The organism is Methylophilales bacterium MBRSF5, from assembly GCA_001044335.1.
In the GTDB taxonomy this organism is placed as follows: domain Bacteria; phylum Pseudomonadota; class Gammaproteobacteria; order Burkholderiales; family Methylophilaceae; genus BACL14.
Genome location: CP011001.1, coordinates 1225585 through 1244780 on the forward strand (window position 1 = coordinate 1225585; position 19196 = coordinate 1244780).

General features: G+C 42.1%; 16 protein-coding genes and 3 pseudogenes. 4 read left to right on the forward strand and 15 right to left on the reverse strand.

Annotation, left to right across the window (positions count from 1 at the left end; all coding sequences use genetic code 11):
- Nucleotides 1–72: 72 nt before the first annotated feature.
- Genes UZ34_06540 through UZ34_06550 form a run of 3 tightly spaced genes read right to left on the reverse strand, consistent with a single transcriptional unit; the run spans nucleotide 73 to nucleotide 2789 of the window.
- Entirely contained in the window at nucleotides 73–1350 is a 1278-nt protein-coding gene (locus tag UZ34_06540) for a glutamate-1-semialdehyde aminotransferase (protein AKO64996.1), read from the reverse strand.
- The gene (locus UZ34_06545) at nucleotides 1337–1987 is read right to left on the reverse strand and encodes a hypothetical protein (protein AKO64997.1); all 651 of its coding nucleotides are present in this window, start codon (nucleotides 1985–1987) and stop codon (nucleotides 1337–1339) included. Before UZ34_06545 ends, UZ34_06540 begins: the two co-directional genes overlap by 14 nt.
- The gene (locus UZ34_06550) at nucleotides 1956–2789 is read right to left on the reverse strand and encodes a phosphomethylpyrimidine kinase (protein AKO64998.1); all 834 of its coding nucleotides are present in this window, start codon (nucleotides 2787–2789) and stop codon (nucleotides 1956–1958) included. Before UZ34_06550 ends, UZ34_06545 begins: the two co-directional genes overlap by 32 nt.
- 83 nt (nucleotides 2790–2872) lie before the next feature.
- Between UZ34_06550 and UZ34_06555 the strand changes: the two are divergent.
- From UZ34_06555 to UZ34_06570, 4 genes and pseudogenes are all read left to right on the forward strand, one after another.
- A pseudogene (locus tag UZ34_06555) lies at nucleotides 2873–3055 on the forward strand (hypothetical protein).
- Between the two features lie 348 nt (nucleotides 3056–3403).
- A complete protein-coding gene (locus UZ34_06560) occupies nucleotides 3404–4981 on the forward strand; it encodes a hypothetical protein (protein AKO64999.1) in 1578 nt (525 codons plus the stop codon).
- 30 nt (nucleotides 4982–5011) lie between these two features.
- Nucleotides 5012–5200, forward strand: a complete 189-nt coding sequence (locus UZ34_06565; protein ID AKO65000.1) for a hypothetical protein — start codon at nucleotides 5012–5014, stop codon at nucleotides 5198–5200.
- A gap of 117 nt (nucleotides 5201–5317) precedes the next feature.
- A pseudogene (locus UZ34_06570) lies at nucleotides 5318–6025 on the forward strand (hypothetical protein).
- A 52-nt stretch (nucleotides 6026–6077) separates the two neighbouring features.
- Here UZ34_06570 and UZ34_06575 read toward each other — a convergent pair.
- The 12 genes and pseudogenes from UZ34_06575 to UZ34_06630 form a co-directional block, all read right to left on the reverse strand.
- Nucleotides 6078–7304 (reverse strand): hypothetical protein, encoded by a 1227-nt coding sequence (locus tag UZ34_06575; protein AKO65001.1) that lies wholly within the window; start codon nucleotides 7302–7304, stop codon nucleotides 6078–6080.
- Nucleotides 7301–7678, reverse strand: coding sequence for a hypothetical protein (locus UZ34_06580; protein ID AKO65002.1), 378 nt, complete (start codon nucleotides 7676–7678; stop codon nucleotides 7301–7303). The genes UZ34_06575 and UZ34_06580 overlap by 4 nt, the downstream gene beginning before the upstream one ends.
- Nucleotides 7679–7985: 307 nt before the next feature.
- Nucleotides 7986–8180 (reverse strand): annotated as a pseudogene (locus UZ34_06585) (hypothetical protein).
- Between the two features lie 16 nt (nucleotides 8181–8196).
- The gene (locus UZ34_06590; protein ID AKO65003.1) at nucleotides 8197–8856 is read right to left on the reverse strand and encodes a hypothetical protein; all 660 of its coding nucleotides are present in this window, start codon (nucleotides 8854–8856) and stop codon (nucleotides 8197–8199) included.
- A gap of 11 nt (nucleotides 8857–8867) precedes the next feature.
- On the reverse strand, nucleotides 8868–9851 hold the full coding sequence (locus tag UZ34_06595; GenBank protein AKO65190.1) for a twitching motility protein PilT: 984 nt from the start codon (nucleotides 9849–9851) through the stop codon (nucleotides 8868–8870).
- Between the two features lie 50 nt (nucleotides 9852–9901).
- Complete coding sequence (locus UZ34_06600) at nucleotides 9902–11131, reverse strand: type II secretion system PilC (protein AKO65004.1); 1230 nt, start codon at nucleotides 11129–11131, stop codon at nucleotides 9902–9904.
- Nucleotides 11131–12909 carry a type II secretion system PilB gene (locus UZ34_06605; GenBank protein ID AKO65005.1) on the reverse strand — a complete coding sequence of 593 codons (1779 nt, stop codon included), beginning with the start codon at nucleotides 12907–12909 and terminating at the stop codon, nucleotides 11131–11133. The genes UZ34_06600 and UZ34_06605 overlap by 1 nt, the downstream gene beginning before the upstream one ends.
- Nucleotides 12910–12912: 3 nt before the next feature.
- Complete coding sequence (locus tag UZ34_06610; GenBank protein AKO65006.1) at nucleotides 12913–13848, reverse strand: hypothetical protein; 936 nt, start codon at nucleotides 13846–13848, stop codon at nucleotides 12913–12915.
- 4 nt (nucleotides 13849–13852) lie between these two features.
- Nucleotides 13853–14908 carry a hypothetical protein gene (locus UZ34_06615; GenBank protein AKO65007.1) on the reverse strand — a complete coding sequence of 352 codons (1056 nt, stop codon included), beginning with the start codon at nucleotides 14906–14908 and terminating at the stop codon, nucleotides 13853–13855.
- A complete protein-coding gene (locus UZ34_06620; protein ID AKO65008.1) occupies nucleotides 14908–16533 on the reverse strand; it encodes a hypothetical protein in 1626 nt (541 codons plus the stop codon). The genes UZ34_06615 and UZ34_06620 overlap by 1 nt, the downstream gene beginning before the upstream one ends.
- Nucleotides 16523–16996 carry a hypothetical protein gene (locus UZ34_06625; protein AKO65009.1) on the reverse strand — a complete coding sequence of 158 codons (474 nt, stop codon included), beginning with the start codon at nucleotides 16994–16996 and terminating at the stop codon, nucleotides 16523–16525. The genes UZ34_06620 and UZ34_06625 overlap by 11 nt, the downstream gene beginning before the upstream one ends.
- Nucleotides 16997–17005: 9 nt before the next feature.
- Nucleotides 17006–19162: a hypothetical protein gene (locus UZ34_06630; protein ID AKO65010.1), complete on the reverse strand. Its 2157-nt coding sequence runs from the start codon at nucleotides 19160–19162 to the stop codon at nucleotides 17006–17008.
- Nucleotides 19163–19196: the final 34 nt, after the last annotated feature.

A 19196-nucleotide genomic window follows, 5' to 3' on the forward strand; every position in this document is an offset into this window, starting at 1 on the left:
GAGCCGAACCAACAATAATACTGGTTTTATCCAGTAAATTCAATGTTTATGAGGGATTTATTCGGGTTTAGTTTAGATTTTTTGAAATGCTTTTTTGGCACATTCGATGGTGAAATTAATGTCCTCATCTGAATGTTGTGCCGAGACAAAACCAGCCTCAAATGCAGACGGTCCAAAATAGATTCCTTGGCTCAACATTTCATGAAAAAATGCATTAAATTTTTCACGATCAGACGTCATCACATCTTGAAAAGAGTTAGGCGGTTGTTCGCTAAAATAGAGGCCAAACATTCCGCCCACACTGCGTGCACAAAATTTGATACCCAATTCTTTGGCTGCATCAGTTAGTCCATCTGTCAATTTTTTGGTCTGTTGAGATAAAGATTCAAAGAAACCTTTGGTCTGAATGAGTTCGAGTGTTTTTAATCCTGCAGCCACGGCCACTGGGTTACCTGATAACGTTCCGGCTTGATAGACTGGCCCCAAGGGGGCTAATGTTTGCATGATCTCTTTGCGTCCACCAAAAGCTCCTACCGGCAATCCTCCTCCGATTACCTTACCTAAGGTGGTCATATCCGGGGTGATGCCAAAGAGTTCTTGCGCCCCACCCAGTGAGACTCTAAAACCCGTCATTACCTCATCAAAAATCAACACCGCGCCATGTTTTTCTGTGACACTTCGTAGCGTGTTTAAAAACTCTTCTGACGGCACAATCAAATTCATATTTCCCACCACTGGCTCGAGAATGACGCAAGCAATGTCATCGCCTTGCTGATCAAACAGCTGTTGCAGTTCTTCCACATTGTTGTAGCTTAAAGTTAGGGTATCTTTAGCGACATCGGCTGGTACCCCAGCAGAACTCGGTTGGCCAAAGGTTAGTGCCCCTGAACCGGCTTTCACAAGCAGGGCATCAGCATGGCCGTGGTAGCAACCCTCAAACTTTACAATCTTGTCTCGCCCGGTAAAGCCACGAGCTACTCGAATCGCACTCATGGTGGCCTCGGTGCCTGAGCTCACGAGGCGGACCTGTTCGATCGAGGGCACAATTTTTACGATCTCTTGGGCCATTTCTAACTCTCTTGCCGTCGGTGCCCCGAAGGAAAGGCTATCTTTGGCAACGTCTTGAACAGCCTGAATGACCTCAGGGTGAGCATGGCCTAGAATCATCGGTCCCCATGAGTTGATGAAGTCAATATACTCCTTACCATCCTCGTCCCATAACTTTGAGCCTTGAGCCGACTTGAAAAAAATGGGGGTGCCGCCGACCGATCCAAATGCTCGCACAGGGGAATTGACCCCACCCGGGATAAAGTGTTGGGAATGTTCAAATAATTCTTTATTTCTGCTCATAAGTTTTTAAAATCTCGTTAAATGTTTTAACCGTCTGGGTAATGTCTTGAGATGAAAATATCTCATTGACCACGGCGATTGCGCTCACACCACAATCTAATACTGACCTGCAATTATCTAAATTTATCCCTCCAATTGCAACCACTGGTTTGCTTGCCTGAGTCATAATTTGTTGAATAAATTCTGTGGATGCGTGCGGTGCGTTGGGTTTTGTGGATGAGGGAAAACACGCACCAAGAGCAATGTAGTCACATGCTTGGGATAAGATCGTCTCTACCCTCTTCCCATCGTTATAACAGGAGATGCCGATGATTTTATCTGGCCCTAATATGTGACGAACATCGTCTATTGTGCTGTCATCTTTTCCTAAATGAACGCCATCTGCATCCAAAGTGTCACATAATGTAATATCATCATTGATGATGAAAGTGACCTTACGCTGATCACAAATGTCTTTAATTAATGAGGCCTGTTGCAGTTTTAATTGCGCAGTTGCCACTTTATTGCGGTACTGCAGTACAGATACCCCTGACTCAACCGCCTCTGTTACTTTATCAACTAAAAGAGGTGTGTCGTCACAATCGGGGGTGATGGCATACAAGCCTTTAATGATGGGTGGGGTCGTCGTCACTGTCATCGAAGTCATTCATCCAAAAAAAACGATTGGGGATTCTCTGGCCTTGGCCAGTTTGTATGGCTGCATCTAAGGTGTGCCAGGTAAAATCTTGGCCTTCTTCAACGGCTTGTATGAGAGATAAGCCTTGCGCCACATAGGCAGCAATGGCTGATGCCAGCGTACAACCTGATCCGTGGTACTCATGGGGTAATCGCTTCCAGGCATAAGACTCAGTCTCGCCATCAGATAAATAAAGTTTATTCATCACTTCATCTGTAGCATCATGGGTACCTGTAATCAATACATTTTCACAGCCACCTGCCAATAATCGTTTAGCCGCCTCATCGATTGAAATCTCTTTTATTTGATCATCTAGCTTCACCAGCTGTCTCGCCTCCATGATATTAGGTGTGAGTATTGTCACTCGAGGCAAAATGAGCTCAATCATCAATTGACGCATCGATTCAGATGTTAATTCATCTCCCCGGCCAGAGGCCATAATTGGATCGAGCACTACAGGAATATTTGGGTATTCAGTGAGTAATTTAGCGAGCACACGAATATTTTCTTCGCTCGATAACATGCCGCATTTAATCAAATCAACTTTAGAGTCATCTAAAATGGTTTGAACTTGTGCTGCAAACAACTCTGATTCCACTGGGCTCACATGATAAACGCCCTTAGTATCTTGAACTGTTAATCCAGTAATTACAGTTAACGGGTGACAGCCTAAACTTGAAACGGTTTGAATATCTGCCTGCATCCCAGCACCGCTGGTAGGGTCTGAAGCTGAAATGATTAATATGTTTGGTGTCGAATCCATAAATTGATATATTAATCCATCATGGTATTATTTAACAGTTAAAATCAAGCACATATTTAAGTTTGGAGGAGGCTTAAACAGTGATAAAACAAGGTTTTTCATTAATCGAATTATTAGTGGTTGTTGCAATAATTGGTATCCTGGCAGCCATTGGCACGATCGGTTATCAAAACTACATTGACGGCACACGCATCTCCTCAGCAGACCAAGAAAGAAATCAGAAAGCACGAAAATTAGAAAATGACATCATTGGTGCACAAACTGGAGTTATATCAAATTACTCAAGTTGTTTTGATTTGATAGATGATCAAATTTCAGATTTTAATTCCAGTGGTTCAGATAACCCTTATGACACTAATTACACTGGACAAATTTTTGTAAACGGACATACAGCACCAAAAAATGGATCTAATCAGATTGAGTTAGATGCAGGCCAACAGATTATTATGTGCAGTACGCCATGCGCACCTCCAGAAAGTGTTGAAATTAGAATGTGTTCATGCACAGATCAAAATGGATGTTTAACTTCGTTAGGTTCACCAGCTACTGTAGCTTGTCCTACCCCTGCATCAGTTTCATCATGTTAACTTTTATGAAAAATGAGGTATCAAATAATGAAACACATAAAACAACTTAAATATATTGCTCTAGGGTCAGCACTCTTCGCAGGCTTTCATTTGGCAGCAGATATTGAGGAAGACAGAACCAATACAATCGGAAGTGGAGATTGGCAAACTGGACTTATCACCCCAAGTGATTCTGACACAGATTCAGCTTGTAATGTCGTAGCTGGCATACCCTTTTCATGTACGCTTCCTGCATCCGGCGGGGGCGGTTCAGTAACCTGTTCGCCAGTCTCTATTCCTGGCGGATTAACACTATCATCAGGTTGTGTATTAGCTGGCTCATCACCGACTGACTTTTCTGTTGACGTTCAATTTGATGACGGGGTCAGTGATCCTGTTACAAAAACCATTAATCTCACAGCAGGTCCAAACCAAAGTCCAACTGCAAGTGATCCTAGCGGATGTCCGGCAGCGAAAACTGGTGTTGCATGGTCATGTAATTTAGCTGGTTCAGCCACAGATCCAGAAGGTCAAGCAATGACCTACTCATTAGGCGCAAGTGCACCATCGTGGGCGTCGATCAATGGTGGGGTTTTATCAGGAACTCCGACTGCCTCTGGCTCAGTAGGCGTTCCATACGATATAAGTGATGGTGTAAATATTATTTCATACACATACAACATTAATATTGCCGTAGGAGCAGCTGATGCTCTTGAGGGTGATGACCCAGTATCAATAGCAACTTTAGAAGATGCTGGTGTATCATCGGCAATGACAACAGCGCTAAATTCAAATACATGTGGCACAACAGGAGATCAAAGTTGTCTTACTGCGTTTAATAATCAAAGATCATCAACAGCTTGTTCACTCGCCGGCGGCTCATCTGCAACTACATCACAGATGGAAGATTATGTTGAATGTGTTGTCTTCGAAACATATACAGCAGATGCCTCTGGTGTTTCTACTACTCCTGCGGCAGAATCTGCAGCATCTGGATGCGGTCAATCTGTAAACGTACCTATGCCACCCATGTGTGGTTATAGTGCATGGACATGTCCAATTACTAATTTACCGACCGGATGGGTTAACAATGGTCAGACTGTTTCTATCCCAGATAGTGCAACTACTCAAAATATAACTCTGAACGTTGAAATGAGATTAGCAAGTTGGACAAATCATCTGATCAAGACCGTATCACAACCGGTGAATGTATCAGCAGCCATTTCTGGAGCCTCAAATGGATATAAGCTTTACCATGGTGGACAGACTGGTAAAAGTGGAGCATCGAACAGACGGTGGAACGTTTGGCAGGCCTGGGAATACTGCCAAGATATTGGTGGTAATTTAGCTACTATCAGCGAAGCTGAAAGTTCAGGTGTTTTGGGTACCGCTACTAGAGTTTATGGCCAGAAAGAGGGGCAAACTACCAAGCCTGCTAAACCATTTTGGAATGCTAGCCGTTATGGTACAGACTACAAAGCTGCCAAAGAAAATGGCGCATTAAGGTATATTCAAAGTCCTGGATCATACATATGTACAGCAATGAATAGATACACATGTGGAGGCAATGCTGCAACCACCAAGTACTTTGTATGTAAAGATCTTCCCTCATGCCCAGCAGACTAAATAAACTAAAATTCATTAAAGGAGAATGTTATGAAGAAATTTTTATTGGCACTACTACTAGCAACTCCAGTTGCATATGCGGATTACCCGACATGCGATCCAAATGCTGCAGATAATGAAATATCTTGTCCAGTTTGTTTTGAAGCAGACAATCCGGCTATTGAAGATGCACCGGCCGATCAACAGATTGTATGTGTTGCAGCTTCTGATGAAACATAATATAAATTAATACTTAAAAACCCAATCTTTGCATTGGGTTTTTTTTGTCGAAATATTTCTTGTTTTAATGGTTAGTTATTTAATCCTTTAAATTCTATAGTAAGCTTATTAGTAGTCATGAAAAATCAATTTAAAATTTTAGGTTGCTCTGGAAGTGTTGGTAAGGGGGGTTACACCACCTGTTTTCAAATCAATGATGATATTTTAATTGACGCAGGATCTGGATTGTTGGACCAAGGCTTTGAAGAACTAAAAAAAATAAATAAGATTTTTTTAACGCACAGTCATCTTGATCATATTTTGGGTATCCCTTTACTGGCTGATTTGGTCGGCAACTATCGTGAACAGCCGATTGAGGTCTATGGGAGCAATGACACCATTATTAACGTTAAAAAAAATATTCTTAATGGTGTGATCTGGCCTGATTTTTCTGTAATACCAACCGAATCAAAGCCTTACCTGAAGTTTTCTAATATCAGTACTGAGATACCTAAAGTTGTTGATGAATTTAGGATAACCCCCTTTTATGTTAATCACACGGTACGTTGCTTTGGCTATAAGATCGAATCCCGGGACCAGGCCATTATTTTTTCAGGCGACACGGGCCCATCAGATAATTTAATTCGTATGATTAATGAGACCAAGAATTTGGCCGCAGTCATTATTGATGTCTCATTCCAAGATAAGCGACAAAATATTGCTGACCTGTCCAGACATTTTACCCCCCAGAGTTTAGCGAAGGCAGTGACGGCCATTGAAAAAAAACAAACGATTTACATCACCCACCAAAAACCAGGATGTGAAGAAAATATCCTAAAAGAAATTAAAGATCATAAGATCAAACAGGACATCAAAATCCTCGAAAGAGGTCTAGTGATTAATTTCTAGGTAGTATCACCAACAATGTGGCATCGTCATGCAGCCGGATGACATCCTTTTGCAAGAACCGGTTGATTTGTTCATATCGCTGCGGTGCGGTCATCCCTGATTGATTTTTTGCCATCTGGGCCAATCCCTTAGACTCAATCTCCTTGCCATTTATTTTTGCCTCGGTAATGCCATCTGTCGAGACATAAATAGCTGACCCCTCATGAATGGTGATATCTTGATTGGATGGATTGAATGCCTCGTCATTCAGAATGCCTACCGGTGGAGCGCTGGTCCCATATTCACGATACTTTCCATCTGCATAATGCAAGACCGGATTATGGCCACAATTGACAAACTCCAGATCATTGCCATCCAACCAACCCATGACGCACGTTGCAAAACGGTCATCCGTGCCCTGGCCATAAATCTCAAAGTTCATCTTCTTAGCCATCTGGCTGGCTGACAACTCCTCTTTGGCAAAGAGTCTAAAGAGGGACATGCATCGCGACATGAGAATCGTGGCCGGTACCCCCTTGCCTGAGACATCTCCTTGTATAAAAGCGATATTGCCATTCACCTCAAAGTAGTCAATAAAGTCTCCGGAGAGTTCTCGATAAGGTTTTACCCCGCCGGAGATAAAATCATAGGCATCCACCTTTGGGAATAAGACCGATTGGGCCACCTTGGCATCGGCAATATCTTTTTCGATCAGTTTATCTAAGACAGCTTTTTCGGTGAGCTCAATATTTTTTAATATAATGCCGAGGTTCAATGAGAGCAATTCAAAGTATTCTAAATCCGCTGTGTCAAAAAATTGTTGGTCTGTATTTTTATTTAAGGCCTGCAGACAGCCAAACACATGTCCATCGAACAGGACCGGGACCGTCATCAGAGAGCGGGTCACAAAGCCGGTCTTCTGATCTACTTTATTTAAATGGGCGGCGTCTTTTTTGACATCCTCAATCAGCTTGCTTGTTTGATTGGTAAACACCTCCCCGACAATTCCTTGGTCTGATTTGATCGACAGTCCGGTGATGTCCACAGGGCCGATACAGGATTGGCACTCCAATTTATCTACCTCTTTTTTATAAATAAAAAATGAGGCGGCCTCGGCATGCATGAGCGTAGAAATTTCAGCTAATACATTTTTTAATGTCTCCGAGATATTAGAACTCACAGAAAACTGGTTCAACATCTGCGTCAGTATCGCAATTAAATTTTTATTGTCATTCATGCGCTAAACTCCATCTGGGTCAGGTGCCCATGCCCGGTATATTGAATGGTAAATGATTGGGCCACTTTCTTGATCAACCTCAGGCCCATGCCACCCTCCTCAGAGGGTTCATGCTCTTGATCTAAAAAACTCAGGTCCATTGGCTTGGCGTAGTCGGTAATATCGAACCTCAGTCCATGTTCAGTATTTGTGATGGTCACATCAATCTGCATCCCATCCGCCAGTTGGTAGGCATGTCGATAAATATTTTGTAACACCTCATTGACCGCAATGATGACCTCATCGGTGATCGCAGGAAAGTGATCTTTATTTTCTTGCAACCAGCGCAAGCTGTGGTGCAATAATTTATGTTCGGTCAAGAATGTCTTATTCATAAAAAAGGCCACATATTGATATGCGGCCTTCTAGATAATTTAATAAATTAAATTATGATGGATCATCAAGGTTAAGTGATGATTCAATATCGACTGTTGCGATATCGGCAGCATCAGTACCTGTACAAAATGAAATTGTACCAGCTGCTGCCATCCAAGGTTGGCCTAGGTCAGCGCCATCTGCTGTACAGTCAATCGCTGTAGTGCCAACTGCAGCATATGCCGCATTGCTAAATGGATTCTCCATGCTTGATGCTGCGATGATTAAGTCTGCACATGCATTTTCAGTAGTACCATCAGCACATGTTGTGGTGTCAAGGCCAGCCGAGATAGCTAAATCCTCAGCAGCAATAGCTTTTGCAACTGTTTCCATGTTTGTTTCAGCGACTCTGGCACGAGTTCCGTCAATGTAGTTCTGGTAGCCCACTGTACCTACAGCCGCCAAAATACCAATGATTGCAACCACAACCAATAACTCAATTAATGAAAAACCTTGTTTCATGTTTATTTCCTCCAAATTACTCAAAAGTTCCTGGGTTAAATTCAAAATCATCTGACTTTGAATCGCCAGAATCATTCCCTTCTTTGGAATTGTTACCCGATTCACCAGCCTTGTCAACTGTGCTTGCACCCTCATCAGCAGGCGTGTCATCAAAACTAATATCAAAGTCATCGCCTGAAGGGGTGTCCTCTGAAAAATCCATCACCATGTCGTCGTCATTTTCTTCTATATTTGCTTCTGCAGGCTCGTTCAATTGAGGTTCCTCTTCTGACAAGTTAAGCTCTAGATCATCATCCGCAGCGGATAAATCTAACTCGGGAGATTCCTCCACACTGTTCTCACCTTGGGGATTCTCATCCACCTGTTCTGTTGCTTGCGGAAGCGAGAAGACCGCGCCCAGACCTGCCATGTCGATAATTTTTTTTGCCGAAGCTGAAATGGATTTGATCTCAAAAACCATCTGGTTCTCTTCCGCAACCCTTTTTGCAAATAACAATAAGGCCACCGCAGATGAGTCCATGTACTCGGTCTCACCGCACTCGATGACTAACTTTTTAAAGCCTGCCTTAGGCTCATTCTTAATTAAATCTTTGATCGAAGTCGTTTCCGATAAGTCCACGGTCCCTGAGAGACTTAAGATAAAAGATTCACCATTTGTTTGTAGATCGTATGCCATGACAGTATCCCTTAATCAATTGACTCAATGAGCCCCTTACCCAACAAGATTTCTTTGTATTTCTCCATTAACATCATACCTTCTTTGGCCCCGGTCTGCATCATGTTGGCAATCTGTGAAATTTTCTTCTCTCGGATCAGGTTAGCCACTGCCGGTGTATTCACCATCACCTCAAAGGCTCCAATTCGACCGCCGCCTTTTTTCTTCATCAGTTGTTGGGTCATGACCAGCCTCAAAGAGAGGGATAATTGTGCCTGAGCTTTACTCTGTTCTTCAGGGGGAAACGCGTCCACCAGACGGTTGATCGTTTCAGGGGCCCCGTTGGTATGGAGCGTACCAAAAACCAGGTGGCCTGTTTCTGCGGCCGTCAGCGCCATGGATATGGTTTCATAGTCCCTTAGCTCACCCATCAGAATCACATCTGGATCCTGACGAAGGGCACCCTTCAAAGCCGATGCAAAGGTGTCGGTATCCTTTCCCACCTCTCGTTGCACAATTAACGACTTTTGGTTTTGGTGGGTGAACTCAATCGGATCCTCTACAGTGATAATATTTTCAGCCCTCGTTCTATTAATCTTATCGATCATGGCTGCGAGCGAGGTCGACTTACCCGAGCCTGTCGCCCCGGTCACCAGCACTAGGCCGTCTCTGAGTTCTAGAGCCTGGTGCACTGCAGGGGGCAGGCCCAGCATGTCAATGTTAGGCACCTCGGACACAATCACCCTCAAGACTAGGCCGGTGCCTGTTATTGTTCCTAAGGCCGAAGCACGAAATCGGGTATCCTTAATCACAAAGGCAAAGTCTAAGTCCTTATGTTCACGGAACTTTTGGTACCAGTCCTCAGGCACCTCTGAGGTGATCAAGTCTTGCAGGTCATCCTCGGTGATCATCTTATCTTCATATGTTTTTAGTTCCCCGTGCACCCTACAGGTCAAAGGCTTGCCTGCATGTAAATGAAAATCGGAAACCCTTTCTGCTTGCAAGGTGTCGTAAATATAAGAATATAAGGGATTACTGTCACTCATTATCTTCAGTCCTTGTTAAGTTATGCAAACGCATCGCCCGCACTAAATATTGGTAAGTATAAGGCTACCACCATGACGCCAATCATGCCACCAACAAACACAATCATGACCGGCTCGATGATCGTGGTTAAGCCAGAGACCACCGCCTCAAACTCTTCTTGATAATAACGGGCAATGGACGCTAACATCTCATCCATATTACCGGTGCGTTCACCGACCTTGATGAGCTGGGATAACTCCAATGGGAATACCGTCTCTTCAGCAAATAAGTCTGATAAATCAGACCCCGTGACCACTCGATCATTAATTCTTTCCATGGCCTCAATAAATTTTGTATTGGTCGTGACATTCGTGGCCACCTTTAATATTTCTTCCACGCCAATCCCAGCGGCAAATAAATTAGCCATCAATAAAGAGAGTCGTGCCACAGTTGATTTGATGATGATGTTTCCAAACAAGGGTAACTTCAGCATCATGCCGTGCACACTGGCACGGTAGGGATACGCATGCTTCATCAACATGCGATGGGTAAAAATGATACCGACAATGGTGGCAATTAAACTCATAAAATTACCGCCGTCCATGATCCAGTCACTGGCATCGATAATCATTTGTGTCGGAGCTGGTAATTCAACTCCCATGCCAGCATACATCTCCTGGAAAGTCGGTACGACAAAAATCAGCATCGCCCAGACGATGAGTATGGTGACCACAATCAAGGTTACCGGATAGAATAAGGCACTCTTAATTCCGGATCGAATTTTCTCCATCCGCTCTTGGCCATCGACAATACGATCTAAGAACTGGTCTAATTTACCAGAAATTTCTCCAGCCTCGATCATGTTACAAAAAATACTATCAAAGCAAGAGGGGTGTTTACGGACCACCTCCGAGAACGGCATCCCCACATTGATGTCCTTAATCATCTCGTTAATGTACTTTCTAAAGACAACATTTTGGGTTTGTGAGCTGATTAAGTTTAATGAATCTAGTATGGTTAAGCCACTGCGCACCATGGTCGCGAGCTTCTTGGTAAACACCAAGACATCCTTATTAGGAATTTTACCAAAGGGCCCCCAGGTAATTGCGGTTAACGTGGGATCCTTTTTTGGTTTAAGCTCTTTGGCTCTTATCTTTGTGTATTTTCTTGCTTTGAGTGTTGTTAAGGCGTCATTACGATTTCCTGCTTTGATCGATCCGTTAATCGATCTCCCTTTTTTATCTTTTGCCTTATAGCTAAATTCTTTCATTAATTTTCAAGCTGAAGCGTATTCGCGTATTCCTCAATGGACAAAATACCTGTTTTCACAAAGTCCCGGCCTATTTCCTGCATGGTCCTGAAGCCATCTGTTTTCGCTGCCTTTTCAATTTCCTCCACCGACTTATTGTTCAGGATGGCGATCTCCATCTCCTTGGTCATTCTTAAAACTTCGTAGATACCTTGTCGACCCTTCAGTCCTGAGCCACCGCATACTTTGCACCCTTTGCCTCGCTGAGCTGTAAACGATTCAAGCTCACTTTCTTTAAAACCCATCTTAACTAATTCTTCGGGAGTGGCGCGAGGGTCATCCTCTAGACACTCTTGACAGCTTTTTCGCGCTAAGCGTTGCGCAACCACAACCGATAACGCACTCGCGATCATAAAGTTAGGAACGCCCATGTTCTGAATACGAGTAATCGTCGCAATGGCATCATTGGTGTGCAGTGTTGAGAGCAATAAATGTCCCGTCAATGCAGCCTTGATGGCAATGTCAATGGTTTCCTGATCTCGGATCTCACCCACCAAAATCACCTCGGGATCTTGTCGTAAAAAAGCGCGGAGGATAGAGCTAAAGGTGAGACCAATTTTCTCGTTGGCCTGCACCTGACCAGCGCCCTCTAAATAATATTCCACGGGGTCTTCTGCTGTCAGGATACAGGTATCAGGCTTATTAATTTCTTGCAGTGCGCCATAGAGAGTGGTTGTTTTACCTGAACCTGTGGGACCTGTAACCAAAACCATCCCTTGCGGAGCGTTAATGGCATCAATGATTTTATTGTAGTCGTCTGGATCAAAACCCAGCTTATCTAGAGACAGGGCGGGGTTACCTGCCAAGATACGCATCACGATCCGTTCACCATTTTTTGTTGGCATGATATTGAAACGGAAATCGATATCGTCCTTTCCACCCATCGGATCCTTAATGGTGATGGCCCCGTCTTGCGGCAATCGTCTCTCAGAGATATCACAGTCCGCGAGAATTTTAAAACGAGTGATCACCCCTGCGTAATGTTTAAATAGGTACTTGCTGTATTCTTCAATCACCTGCATGGAGCCATCCCGTCGCATGCGCACCTGGGCATAATCACGGAAGCATTCGATATGAATATCTGACGTCCCAGAGATCACCGATTCGTTTAAGATTTGATCACAAAAATCAATCACCATGTCTGGGTTCCCTAGTGGGAAATTATCTCGATACCTCATCCCCTTGGGGATGTTTAATTTTGTTTTTTGAATAACCCGAGGCGCCTCATCCTGTTTCTTCTCAACCACCTTTTTCTTTGGTGCTCGGGCTTGGGATTCTGCTGCTAAAAAGACGTCACTCACTGCAGGGTAGGTCAGCATCTTTTCGAAATGGGAGAGGCTCGTAATTTCGAAAACGACATTTAAACTAGATTGGGTCTTGATGGATGAAGATAAAGAAATGTTTTTTGGATCCAAAATTAAGACGTGTAGGACATCATCTTCAATCTTATAAGGAAGTAAAATATTTTCAATTATCGTAGAGCTATTGATGCTGCGGACTGCTTCACTCTGACATTCTTCGGGACTCGGAAAGGTCCTGGTTAAGCTAACACTCTTAGCAAAGGTATTGACCAGCCAGGATTCATCAATCGAGCCATCATTGATGAGCATTTTAAGTTTTTCATTCCATTCGAGTTTAGAGAAAAAGTCAGAATTAATTTTACTTTCTTCAAGGCGGCCTGCATTGATAATGGCCTTGATTGCTTTCTCACTTGTGGTTGGGGAATAATTGACCAGCATAAATTATTGTGTGGCTGGTGTGAGTGGTGCTGGTGAAGCTGAACTACTGCCCTCAATATTTATTGGGAATGTCGAGACCGGAATGAACATGGCATTGCCACTCAACCCAGTCACGCTGATACCATTGTCATTAATATTTGTGATCACAAATCCATGGGGGCCTAAAAGCTGGTCAACGGTGACCTCTAAAGTCATTTTTTTTAATTTTTCTAAGCTAAAGTCGTATGGTTTTTCTTTGAAGTCCAGTAATGCGAACTGAGACAGGCCAACAGTGGCTGTATTTTGAGTAGCCATTTCTTCTTGCTCCGAGACAAAGTGTTGATGGACTTGTGAGCAGTTCATGTTCTTATTCTTGGTTAATGCAGCCAAATAATGACAATGCGCGACTGTAATTTCTTTCGTCCGGAATGGGCCGTACTCCAGATCATAGTTGCTCAACGTATTTTTTTCATTGAATCGAATGATGATATACCGGTTCAGGTCATCGTTATAATTGACCATTAAATTTTTTGCAACGGTACGGATTTCACCCAAATCTTGTTTCGATTGAATTTTGACGTAGTAGCCTTGGTGTTCATCACCAAAAAAATCATCGGGGTTCAGTTCTAGTATCTTCGGCATCTGTAATTCTTCGTCTGCAACGATGCCCACTACTCGGTAATACCGCAGATCCTGTAAATGCCTCAGATCATCAATTCTGCTCGAATCACTAGCTGATTCTTCACCAAAGGTGGCGTATGCTGGAGATCTTGTCACCCCTCTTTTAAATGGGTCAGTGTATATTTGCTGATTCTCAATATCTAATTCAATCACTGAATCATCAACCATATCAGTTTGAGGTAAGTCTTCTGGAAGCATTCCATCAGCAAATGATGTAAAGACAAAGAATGTACCAATTAATGTTATGAAACATTTATTAAGTGTCTGTATCTTAATCATTTATCTATCCTTTCCTCTTAGTAGATTGTATAGGATTATTTTCCGTGAAAAAAGGAATGTCGTAAATTACTCTAAATTGGATTTCATCTTGATTGCTTTCAGTCACAATCTCTTCTACAGGAATAATTAGATAAGGGTACTGTTTAAGAACGTCCTGTCTCGCTTTTAAGTAATCCAGATACTGTCCTTTAAGTTGGAAGTGATAGGTCATGAATGACACATTTTTCGGTAAGCTCTTCATTAATTTTTGTTTACGTTGCGCTTCTTTATTTTTGATCACATCCATAATTGTTTTATAATTATCCTTTAGAGCATTGGCCGCCTGGGTAACTTGTGGTTTTTCTTTCGCCTTAGGCTTTTTCTTATTATCTTTTTTCTTACCTTTTCGCATTTTTTTACCAGTTAACTTTTCGGCTACATTTTTTTTATCTCTTTTAGCTTTAGGGGTATCGTCTTCTATTGGTACAACAATATTTGAAAAGATGGTCGTATCGGCATCCGGTTTTTGTAATGGTGGAATCGAGAAAGTCACAGGAGATAATGATTTTTTAATTTGTATTTCTTGTTTCACAATTTTTAAATCCCCATTTTCCAATAACATCGCTACTTGATTGACCAAATCATCTGCTCCCGACTGGGATGGAATCTTATTCAGTTGATCTTGGATATTCTGTTTTTTATTTAAGATATCTTGTTGGATTTTTTGTGCATTTTTTTCGATGTTTTTAATTTCAGCTAACACCTTGGGAAGCTTTTGTTTACTTTTTTTCACTTTCTCAGAGTATGTCTGATAACTACCCCAGCCGTTATTTGCAATAAAAAAGATAATAGCGCCTAGAACTATATATCCTACCGACCAGATGATCATCTTGTTCTGTGCAGCAAATTTGCGATATTTGATTGCTGAAAATTTTTGCTTACTCCCTAAATAGCGAACAGCCAATCTATTTTCAGCAAAATCATTAGCACTTACTTTATCTTGTGTAGATATCTCTTGAGCTTTGATCTCATCCAATAATTTTTGGGCTCTTTTTGATAGTTTTTTCTTAAAGATTGACATTAGGTTTTAATCACCCCCACCAATTCAAAAAAGTTCATCGAGCGATCTTTTCTTCTAAAGGAATCAATTTTAATATTTTCAAAATTGTTATCCTGCATAAATGTATTGTAAAAACTATTGACGCTCATGACGTTCAGACTATTACCAAAAATTTGAAAGGTATTGTCTCTGATGATTACTCGATCCAATTCAACATCCTTAGGAATATCTCGAATTAACTTTTCAAACAGCTTCTGATTGGTTTGGCCATTCGAAAGGTCAGCGATAATTTCATACTCCGCCTCTTTTTGATTAATCTCTGCCTTACCTGACTTGATTGCCTGTTTCAGCCTTTCTAATTTTTTTTCAGACACGACTAGCTGTTTTTCTTGCTGGTTACCTCCCATATTTAGAGTAAACAGGCTTGCGCTAAAAATGAGTGCGCCGATGAGAAGCAGCCCAAATAAATAAAATCCTTTTTTGATTGCTGCCTCTTTTTCAAAGTTACTTTTGATGAAAGCAGCTTTTTCATGAAAGTTCATTATTGGAGCAGAGGTGACTTTATTCGGAATGGCAATTTCTGAAAAATATTTTAGCGAGTAATTGCCCAGTGCAGGAATAAATCTTGAACCACCATAAAAATTGATATCTCCTTGGTCGTTACTCATGAATGAGTTTTTATCGAGAGGCTTTTGCACAGAGATATATTCAAACTGCTGGTTTATAGATATGATGTTAACAACCCTAAAATTCTCACGCAGTAAGCCAAAAAACGGCAATTCGTGGTCATAATCGCTGATAAAGTACATATTCTCAAACTTTAGAACTTTTGCCTCTTCTAAGAGATAATTTGTTGCTGTTTTTAGTGCGGTTGAGATTCGACCTACGACCTCATTCCAAAATGTTTTGTTTTCTTCATTAATTTCAGGAATATCATCTAACAATGACTCATCTAATTCATCAATATTCACTTGGGCGACGTCGACCTGCTCGGCATTGACATAAATGATTCGATTGTTGCCTTTACTTAGATGAAAAATCGCAAAAGGCCTCTCTCTTTGAACTCGGCTTAGGCGTGACTCAATAATTTTAATCAAAGCCTGATCCTCTGCGATATAACCCACTGGATATAGATTGGACTGTAGGGATAGATTTTGGTATAAGCGGGTCAATAATCGATCTACGGCAACATACATCAGATTTGAAGAATTTTCCTCGGCGTCAGTTGTAAGCAAACTCGAACGAATTTCCGCCAACTTCAAATCAGCCAAGTCTGGATCGTGTTCCTTCCAAAAATCATACGGGGTTGCCTTAGTCAGCGTATTAAATTCTTTTTTATCGGCCTTTACATCCAGATTCATCGGAATGGTAATGCTCTTCATGCGGCTTTTTTGGTGGGGGATTATCCATGTGACTAACTCGCCCTCCATTTTGTATTGCCTCACCATGCGGGAAATAAAAGAACTTAAAAACTCAATCTCAGGATTGATATTGTTTGGATCAATCACTTTCGGTAATTTCCACTCCATGACCTTGGTCTGAACCTTGTATGGCTCTGCCGCATAACTCAGGTTAATCAGCAGTGATGAGTGAGTTAAACGCATTACCACACCAGGTTCTGATGGCAAGATTTTTTTATCCGCCATAGGCTTCCTTTAACTCTAAAACTTTCTTATCGTGCTGCTCTTGATTGATGTGACTGCCATCCAACAATTCTTTTAGTGCTTTTAAGTCAAGCGTGAGCTCTCTTTTCTGCTTGCTCGTGAGGGGTGTTGCCTTAGCTGTTTTTTTGGGCTGACTAGCATCTACCTTTAAATCCAAGTCCAAACCGGCCACACTTTTTTTAAATTTTTCAGTGTAGGCTTGATCTTCAGCCGATAGCGGTTTTACTTGGTTAGAAGATTGATTAGCCATCTTTTGTTTTGCCTGCTGAGGTTGTTTGGTATCTAATATTTGATTAGCTTTTTTTCTGCGAATGGACAGCATCAGCCACACCACAAGAAGCAATACCAAACCACCTAACAAAGGTATGGTCAATGGATGAGAGATGATGTTTGCTTTTGATAGAACGGTTATGGTGTCATCGATTATTTTAAAAATAGCATCCATTACAAATTCTTAGTACCTCGTCCTAGTGACTGTACGGTTGATATTCTCTTTAGTGATCACTGTAGGGTTAATGAACACCAAAAGCTCGGTCCCAGTGTCAGTTCTTCTCACCTCACCACCACCGAGTAGCGCAACCAATGGCGATACTAATTTATTAAAGCCCAGTTTTGAGACAAACGGTAATCCCTGTGTGGTGTTGTTCTGGGTCTGCTGGAATAGTCCCGCCATCATGACTACCTCACCTGGTTCAATTTTTAATTTGGTTGTGATGTTGTTTGAGGTAGAAGCAGCAGTCGGTGACGCAGAATCATATGTCTCCTCAACAAAATTAAAATCTAGGTCAATGACATCGTTGTGCTTGTTGATGTTCGGAGTTACTGTGAGTTTTAACGGCGCGTCGTACTCATCAATTTGGTTATTGGATGTGTTCGTAGTAGCAGAGTTGGTAGTCGTCGTTGATCGTTGTGCTCTAAATGTTCTTGTTTTATCGACCACACCCTCTTCACCATCTCGGACTAGAATAACGGGGTTTGATATTTTTTTACCCAATGAGTTTGTTTCAATCATGTTCACCAGAGCTGTAATTTGATTTCGTGAACCTAACCTCGTGCTGGCAGTGATACCGCCCTCTGCAGTCGCACTGGCAAAATCAAGTAGACCTGCAGTAAAGCTATACAAGCCGGAGCCGCCATCCCCTGCAGGAGTAGCATTTGTACTCATTGTGTTTGATGTGAAGCGTGACTCTAACTCATTCTTCCAGTCCGAGTTCACTTCCAAGATGAAGGTCTCGATCATGGCCTGCTTTACCGGCTGATCTTGATCGACCAAGAATTTTTCAACCAACTGAATATCAAGAATGCTACCAGACGCTACGATGCCGAAGTCGTCAGCTACAAAATCGACACAGCCGAGTACAGAATCGGCCTGCAAATCATTAGCCTCTTCGATGAGTTCTGCCGCGGATTGATCAATCGCCGCAAAATCGTTGTTGGAGTTTCCTGCAACTAAGTCATCGATCACCACCGAATCTCCGGTGACTGTGTTTGGGACATTGTCATTCATTGTAGCCCCTCCTTCGAGGATGGTCTCAGTCTCTAACTCACCGTCGTCATTCGTTGATGTTTCCGTCACCGTACAGTCATTAAACACTGAGAAGGCTTGTAATTTTGTGAACATGGCATCCGGGGTATCGTTATACACACTAAACTTCTCAATGACACGCTCGTTACCATTTTTGATATCGTCCTCAAAAATTGTCACTGTCGGTGTTTTAACGAAATCAGATTCTTCTGCCCTTTTGATTAAGGTTGTTCGGTAATAACTTCCCAGCTCTCTTTGTTTCACCACATTTTCTCTGGTTTTCTCGACCAGGATAAGTCGATTCACAATTTTTCGCCCGTAATTTGTTTTCACAAATTGATCGACCTTTAACACTTCCTCGATGGTGGCATCGGATCCCTCAAGTTGTTGAGCAACCTCCTCAATCAGATCCAAGTCCTTTTCCACCTCAAAAGGGTTGAGGGCGATGGCATTGATTACGGGGTTAAATTTTTGATTCTCAGGGAATGCTGTTTTCAGGTGCAAGGTTTTGTAATCCATGGAGAAATACATGACCAGATTATTTTCTTCTGCAATATTTCTGATGATTTCAAAACTGGTTCCTTTATATCGACCCTCGATATCAGTCTCGTCGACTTTCAATTTCAAACCTGTATTTTTCAGCAGCTGCTTCACAATCGAACTCAGCTGTGTTTCGGTCACGTTGACTGTTTTTTGTTTGGCTAATTTTTTATAAACTTGTGTGATTTTCTTAAAATTCTGAATCTCGCCGATCAGGTCATTGGTGTCTTCGTTGAAGTCAGTATTCTGATACTGGTTCTCACTCTCACGCAACTTTCCGATCAAATCATTTGGGAGGTTTGCATTGGACTGCACCAGGTATTCAAGGAAGTTATTGTTTTCAAAACTGTTTGGACCGTATGAGAATTGCATTAACTCACGGCGTTGTTTTAATGGTTTTTTTTCTGTTTCGAACTCTTGGTTGAATTTTTCTGCGCGCTCAATGAACTGATCCATCGTTTTTTGAGCTACTTCTTTTTGACGGTCAATATTGCTAGCGCATCCGGCTATCGATAAAAGTGCGGCGAGCAATACTGTTTTTTTCATTAATTCCCTAGAATTATGCACTATTGATATTAAC